Origin of the sequence: Methylorubrum subtropicum (assembly GCF_038442325.1) — a bacterium.
In the GTDB taxonomy this organism is placed as follows: Bacteria; Pseudomonadota; Alphaproteobacteria; order Rhizobiales; family Beijerinckiaceae; genus Methylobacterium; species Methylobacterium subtropicum.
This window is the reverse complement of sequence record NZ_JBBXMW010000024.1, coordinates 68,481-75,590: the sequence shown is the minus strand read 5'-3', so window position 1 is coordinate 75,590 and position 7,110 is coordinate 68,481. Positions and strand designations below refer to the sequence as shown.

The 7,110-nt window shown below is 68.2% G+C and carries 4 protein-coding genes and 2 pseudogenes; 4 read left to right on the top strand and 2 right to left on the bottom strand.

The features are described from left to right. Positions 1 to 323, top strand: a pseudogene (locus tag AAHG03_RS23650) (M10 family metallopeptidase C-terminal domain-containing protein); the annotation flags it as partial. A 9-nt stretch (positions 324 to 332) separates the two neighbouring features. Here AAHG03_RS23650 and AAHG03_RS23645 read toward each other — a convergent pair. Together AAHG03_RS23645 and AAHG03_RS23640 are read right to left on the bottom strand one after the other, a co-directional pair. Beyond that, positions 333 to 585, bottom strand: a pseudogene (locus AAHG03_RS23645) (IS5/IS1182 family transposase); the annotation flags it as partial. 128 nt (positions 586 to 713) lie between these two features. Further along, entirely contained in the window at positions 714 to 1,295 is a 582-nt protein-coding gene (locus AAHG03_RS23640; RefSeq protein ID WP_342153659.1) for a L,D-transpeptidase, read from the bottom strand. A 303-nt stretch (positions 1,296 to 1,598) separates the two neighbouring features. On the opposite strand from AAHG03_RS23640, the gene AAHG03_RS23635 reads away from it, so the two are divergent. The 3 genes from AAHG03_RS23635 (at position 1,599) to AAHG03_RS23625 (ending at position 7,021) form a co-directional block, all read left to right on the top strand. Continuing rightward, positions 1,599 to 1,955 carry a hypothetical protein gene (locus AAHG03_RS23635; RefSeq protein ID WP_342153657.1) on the top strand — a complete coding sequence of 119 codons (357 nt, stop codon included), beginning with the start codon at positions 1,599 to 1,601 and terminating at the stop codon, positions 1,953 to 1,955. A gap of 305 nt (positions 1,956 to 2,260) precedes the next feature. Next, positions 2,261 to 3,598, top strand: a complete 1,338-nt coding sequence (locus tag AAHG03_RS23630; protein WP_342153655.1) for an efflux RND transporter periplasmic adaptor subunit — start codon at positions 2,261 to 2,263, stop codon at positions 3,596 to 3,598. 255 nt (positions 3,599 to 3,853) lie between these two features. Next, complete coding sequence (locus AAHG03_RS23625) at positions 3,854 to 7,021, top strand: multidrug efflux RND transporter permease subunit (RefSeq protein WP_342153653.1); 3,168 nt, start codon at positions 3,854 to 3,856, stop codon at positions 7,019 to 7,021. Positions 7,022 to 7,110: the final 89 nt, after the last annotated feature.

Sequence of the window (7,110 nt, the reverse complement as noted above, 5' to 3'; positions counted from 1 at the left end):
CCTTCGTGTTCAGGACGGCACTGAGTGCGGCCAACGTCGATCGCATCACCGACTTCGTCGCCTCGACGGCGGCGGTGCACGACACGATCCAGCTGTCGAAGGGCGTCTTCACCGCGCTCTCGGCCGGTACGCTGACGGCAGCGGCGTTCAAGGACCTGAGCGTATCGGGCGCCAAGGTCGATGGCGACGACCGCATCCTCTACAACAAGACGACGGGTGCCCTGTCCTACGACGCCGACGGCAGCGGCTCGAAGGCGGCGGTGCAGTTCGCGATCCTCGACACGAAGGTGGCACTGACCCACGCCGATTTCTTCGTGGTCTGAGAGCCCGTTTCATAAAGGCTGTGCGACCCGTCTGACGAGGATCATGGCGGCTGCCAGGACGAAGAAGGCGAGCGTGAAGGACGGGGTCGCCTCGTAGTCGCGGGCGAGCCTTCGACATCGGGCGATCCATCCGAAGGTCCCCTCATCCTGAGCCTGTCGAAGGATCGATGACCCAGCGGCGGGGTTGGGCGGCAAATCCCTTCTGTCCCTTGTCCGGTCGAACGATCTCGACGGTGATGGCGGAGGCGTTGCCGACGCGCTCGCGCGGCGATCTGGCTCAGCCGGCAGCGGGGTGCAAGGCCTGCGGCTGCGCTCTCCAGACCGACAGACTTCGCATCCCGCTGCCGACGAACCGCCGCCCCTACCGACGAACGTCCCGCGTTCGCACGATCAATCCTTCACGATCACCTTGGTGCCGACCTTCACCCGGTCGTAGAGATCGACCACGTCCTTGTTGGTCATGCGGATGCAGCCGGACGAGACCGCCGCGCCCATGGTCTCCGGCTCGTTGGAGCCGTGGATGCGGTAGAGCGAGGAGCCGAGATACATGGCCCGCGCGCCGAGCGGGTTGTCCTGGCCGCCGGCCATGTAGCGGGGCAGGTCGGGGCGCCGTGCCAGCATCTGCGCCGGGGGGCGCCAATCCGGCCATTCCTTCTTGCCGGTGACGGTCTTGGTGCCCGACCACGAGAAGCCGCGCCGCCCGACGCCGACGCCGTAGCGGATCGCCGCGCCGCCGCCGAGCACGTAGTAGAGCCGCCGCTGCGAGGTCGAGACCACGATGGTGCCGGGCCGCTCCTTGCCGGCATAGGCCACCGTCTCGCGCGGAATCGCCTGGGTCTTGAACACGTTGATGAAGTCGGCGATCGGCCCGCTGTCGAGCAGGTCGGCGCGGGCGGGCGCGGGCGCGCCCAGGGTGCCGGCGAGGGCCAAGGCCGCCGCGAGGTGCGGCAGTCGCGAATGACGGTTCGTCACGGTCGAGTCCTCCTCGATGGGTCGGCCCGGTGCGTGTCCGCTTCCGGGCCATGCCGGGTTCTGGGCCGGGGGAGGGGGCAGGAGGAAGGCGAAAGCGTCGCCTTTCGGCAACACATGCGGCGAATGGGATGCCGCCCTGCGCCACGGTGATGACGTTCCGTTTACCGACTCGGGCGATGCTGAGCCGGCAAGTCCGTATGATTCATGACGTTCCGGGAGATGAATCGTCTTCTCGAACGCGGGTCGGCCAGAATGTCGCAGTCGATTGAACGGGGCGGTTTCCTCCCCCACACTCGCATCACCGTGACGCTTCTCACTCGCACCGCCCGTTCCGCAGGCCCTTCGACCCGCCTCGTCCTGTCCTTCCTGGCCGGGCTGATGAGCCTGCTCGTGGTGGTCGGGCTGCCGGTCGATGCGTCCTTCGCGGCGAGCCCGCTTCACGAGACCGCCTTCGAGCAGCGTCCGACCCAGGAGCCGGCCACGGGCCAGCGTCTCGACCGCGCCGCCCACGACTTCGAGGAATCGGAGACGCATTGGCGCCTCGGCCCGGCCCCCGCCGGCCCGGTGCCGGATGCGGTGGGTTCGATCGGCCGCCCGTATTCCGATGCGCCCCCCGACGGCACCGGCCACGCCCTGCCCGAGCGCCCGCCCAGGGCCTGAGCCGACGCGTCGCGGCGACGCATCCGGGCCGGCGGCTTCCCCCTCGTCGTGGGAATGCCAAACTTGGCGCTCAGGATGCGCTCGACCGTAAATGGCCGCGCCCCGCGGCTGTCTCCCTCACGGATGCACCTCTGAGCATCCTTCCGACGGGCCCTTGAGACCCCACCGTCTCACGCTCTGGCCCGGCGATTGCCACGGCCCCGACACAGCCCCTCCGGGGCCGGCCGTGATCCCTGACCGAAGGGCCGCCCGCCTCGCCGTGGGTGCCCTCACGTGTCGAGCGTATCGTTAGGAGCGACCCCATCGTGACGCCGTCCCCCCAGACGCCCGAGCCTCTCCCCGGCCCCGCCGGGTCCGAGACCGGGCGCCCCCGCTCCCGCTGGACCGTTCCGGCCACCCTGCTGGTCAGCGCCGTGATCGTCGCGGTCTCGGCCTGCAACGAGCAGAAGGCCGCCGCCCCGGTGCCGGCGCCGCCGCCGGAGGTCAGCGTCGTCAGCGTCAAGCCGCAGCCGATTCCCTACGTCCGCGACCTGCCCGGCCGCGTCGCGCCGATGCGCATCGCCGAGGTGCGCTCGCGCGTCTCCGGCCTCGTGGTGAAGCGGCTGTTCGAGCAGGGCAGTCAGGTCAACGAGGGCGACATCCTCTACAAGATCGACCCGGCCCCGTATCAGGTGGAACTCGCGAGTCAGGAGGCGACGCTGGCCAACCGCGAGGCCGCCCTCGTGCTCGCCAACCAGCAGGCCGAGCGCCTGGAGACCCTGCTCGCCCGCAACACCGCGAGCCAGGCGCAGTACGACACGGCGTTCGCCGCCAAGAAGCAGGCCGAGGCCGAAGTCGCCGGGGCGCGGGCCGCCCGCGACCGGGCCAAGCTCAACCTCTCGTGGACCGAGGTGCGGGCGCCGATCTCCGGCCGCATCGGTCGGGCGCTGCTCACCGAGGGCACCCTGATCGAGTCCGGCACGACCGGCGTGCTGGCGACGATCCAGCAGCTCGACCCGATCTACGTCGACATCACCCAGTCGGTGGGCGAACTGAACAAGCTGCGCCGCGACATCGCCTCGGGCGAGCTGTCGAAGCTTTCCCACGACACCGCGAACGTCCATCTCATCATGGACGACGGCACGCTCTACGGCTCGGCCGGGCGCCTGCTGTTCTCCGACGTCACCGCCGACCCGAGCACCGGCCAAGTGACGCTGCGCGTGCTGTTCCCCAACCCGCACGACGAGCTGTTTCCCGGCATGTATGTCCGCGCCCGGATCAAGCAGGGCATCGATTCCGACGCCATCGCCGTGCCGCAGCAGGCGATCCAGCGCTCCAACGACGGCAAGCCCGAGGTCTGGGTCGTCAAGGAGGATGGCAAAGTCATGCTCCAGCCGGTCGAGGTCGGTCCCGTCGTCGGCGGCAACTGGCTGATCCGCGAGGGCCTGGAGGCCGGTCAGAAGGTCGTGGTCGAGGGCTTCCAGAAGATCGTCGCGGGCACCGAGGTGAAATCGGTCCGCTGGAAGACCGACAACTCGCCCGACGCCGGCAAGCCCGTCGATACCGACAGCCACGACACCGACGGCCACGACAAGCAGCACGACAAGGAGGCCGCCACCGGTTCGGTCTCCCAGCCCGTCGTCGCCAACCAGTTCCAAGACTGATTCTTTTGGGACTTTTCGCCCGATGACCGCCCACCCATCCCCCTCATCCTGAGGTGCCGCGAAGCGGCCTCGAAGGAGGGCTCCAGTTCGCTTGGCGATCCCTGGAGCCCTCCTTCGAGGCTCCGCCTTCGGCTACGCACCTCAGGATGAGGGGGATGGGTGGGATGGACGGGAAGAGAACCCCCAGCGCCCGCGCCCTCGGCGGACCCACGGGTCCGCCGCTCCGACAAAAATCGACAGGACGCATCGAGCCCCATGGCCCGCTTCTTCATCGACCGCCCGGTCTTCGCCTGGGTCGTCGCGCTGTTCATCATCCTCGGCGGCGTGCTGTCGATCCCGATGCTGCCGGTGGCGCAGTATCCGGTGATCGCCCCGCCCTCGATCGCGCTCTCCACGGCCTTCCCCGGCGCCTCGGTGGAGAGCCTCTACACCGGCACCACCCGGCTCATCGAAGACGAGCTGAACGGGGCCGCCAACATCATGAGCTTCGAATCGACCACCGATTCGTTCGGCTCGATCAACATCACGGCGACCTTCCAGCCCGGCACCGATCCGGCGCTCGCCTCGGTCGAGGTGCAGAACCGCCTGAAGCGCGTCGAGGCGCGCCTGCCCGCCGAAGTCCGCCAGAACGGCATCCTCGTCGAGGAAGCCTCGGCCGCGACGCTCAACATCATCACGCTCGTCTCGACCGACGGGAAGATGGACGAGATCGGGCTCGGCGACTTCCTGATGCGCAACGTCCTCAACGAGATCCGCCGCATCCCCGGCGTCGGCCGCGCGACCCTCTACTCGACGGAGCGCTCGCTGCGCGTCTGGGTCGATCCGGACAAGCTGCGCGGCCTCTCGCTCACGCCCGACGACGTGACCGACGCCATCCGTAACCAGAACATCCAGATCGCCTCGGGCGCCGTCGGCGCGCAGCCGAGCCCGGTCGATCACGCCACCTTCGCCCCGATTGTGGTGAAGGGCCAGCTCAGCACCGTGGAGGATTTCGGCGCCATCGTGCTGCGGGCCAATTCCGACGGCTCGAACGTGCGCCTGCGCGACGTCGCCCGGATCGAACTCGGCGGCGACGCCTACCAGTTCTCGACCCGCCTCAACGGCGGCGAGGCGGCCGGCATCTCGGTGACGCTGGCGCCCGACGGCAACGCGCTGGAAACCGCGAGCGCCATCCGGGCCAAGATGGAGGAGCTGTCGCAGTTCTTCCCGCCGGGCCTGAAGTGGGACATCCCCTACGACATCACGCCGGCCGTGAAGGCCTCGATCAAGAAGGTCATGATGACCCTGGTCGAGGCGGTGATCCTCGTGTTCATCGTGATGTTCCTGTTCCTGCAGAACATCCGCTACACCCTCATCCCGACCATCGTCGTGCCGATCGCCCTGATGGGCACGGTGACCGTGATGCTGCTGGCCGGCTTCTCGATCAACGTGCTGACGATGTTCGGCATGGTGCTCGCCATCGGCATCCTCGTCGACGACGCCATCGTCGTGGTCGAGAACGTCGAGCGCATCATGGCGGAGGAGGGCCTGTCGCCGAAGGAGGCGACCCGCAAGGCGATGAGCCAGATCACCGGCGCGATCATCGGCATCACGCTGGTGCTCGTCGCGGTGTTCATCCCGATGGCGTTCTTCCCCGGCTCGGTCGGCATCATCTACCGCCAGTTCTCGATCGCGATGGTGACCTCGATCGGCTTCTCGGCGCTGCTCGCCCTGTCGCTGACGCCCGCGCTCTGCGCCACCTTCCTCAAGCCCATCGAGAAGGGCCACGGCCACGCGAAAAAAGGCTTCTTCGGCTGGTTCAACCGGATCGTGGACCGCGAGACCGCCCGCTACGGCCGCGGCACCGCGTGGTGCATCAAGAAGTCCGGCCGGGTGATGATGATCTATCTGGCGCTGGTGGCCGGCACCGCCTTCGCCTTCATGCGGCTGCCCGAGGGCTTCCTGCCGATCGAGGACCAGGGCTTCTTCACCGTCGACATCCAGACCCCGCCGGGCTCCTCGTTCAACCGGACGCAGGCCGCCGTGCGCAAGGTCGAGGAGCACCTGATGGCGCAACCCGGCGTCGCCACGGTGACGATGCTCAACGGCTTCTCGTTCTCGGGACAAGGCCCGAACCTGTCCCAGGCCTTCGTCACCCTGAAGCCCTGGTCGGAGCGCGATGCAGCCAATTCCGCCTCCGCGCTGGTCGCCGGCACCAACGCGGCGCTCAACGGCTACCGCGACGCGATCATCGACGCGCAGGAGCCGCCGCCGGTGGACAACCTCGGCAACGCGGCGGGCTTTTCGTTCCGCCTGCAGGACCGGGCGCAACGGGGCTACTCGGCGCTGACCGCGGCGGAGGCGCAGCTCCTGTCGCTCGCCAAGCACAGCCCGATCCTCAAGGCGGTGAAGATCGAGGGCCTGCCGCCGACGCCGCAGGCCGAACTCATCATCGACCGCGAGAAGGCAGCGGCCCTCGGCGTCAAGTTCGAGGACATCAACGCCGCGATCCAGGTCAACCTCGGCTCGGTCTACACCAACGACTTCCCGAACCGCGGCAAGATGCAGCGCGTCTACGTGCAGGCCGAACAGCTCCAGCGCATGCAGGCGACCGACATCCTCAACTACGCGGTGAAGAACAGCCAGGGCACGATGGTGCCGATGTCCTCCTTCGCCGACCTGAAATGGAGCATGGGCCCGAGCCAGATCGTCGGCTTCAACGGCTACCAGTCGGTCCGCTTCACCGGCGAGCCGAAGGCCGGCTACACCTCGGGCGAGGCCATCGCCGAGATGGAGCGGCTGATGAGCCAGTTGCCGAAGGGCTTCGGCTACACCTGGACCGGCCAGTCGCTGCAGGAGAAGCAGGCGGGCTCGCAGGCCTCGCTGCTGCTGGCGCTGTCGGTGCTGATCGTGTTCCTGTGTCTGGCTGCGCTCTACGAGAGCTGGTCGATCCCGTTCTCGGTGCTGCTCGTGATTCCGCTCGGCGTGATCGGCTCGGTGGCGGCGGTGTATCTCCGGGAGATGCCCAACGACGTCTACTTCAAGATCGGCCTCATCACGATCATCGGCCTCTCGGCGAAGAACGCGATCCTGATCGTGGAATTCGCCCGCGACCTGTGGAAGCCCGGCACCAACATCGTCCAGGCGACGATCCAGGCTTCGACGCTGCGCTTCCGCCCGATCGTGATGACCTCGCTCGCCTTCATCTTCGGCGTGGTGCCGCTGGCGATCGCCACCGGCGCCGCCTCGAAGAGCCAGCAGGCCATCGGCACCGGCGTGATGGGCGGCATGATCACCGCGACGGTGCTGGCGGTGTTCTTCGTGCCGGTGTTCTTCGTGGTGGTGATGCGCCTGTTCAAGGCGAAGGAGGTCGCAGCGGGCGAGAACGCCGAGGCGGCGCCCGAGGCCGGGCACGGCCACGGGCATTCGGTGCCGGCGGAGTAGGCGAGGGCGCTTTGGCGTGAGGCTGGGAGCCGCGCTCTCGATCTCCGGATCGGGGGTGCAGCTCCAAGTGTTTGTGGTGCTTCTCTTTT

What these genes read in the sequence shown, in the direction of transcription:
- AAHG03_RS23625 (WP_342153653.1), top strand. Translation starts at nt 3,854, where the DNA reads ATGGCCCGCTTCTTCATCGACCGCCCGGTCTTCGCCTGGGTCGTCGCG.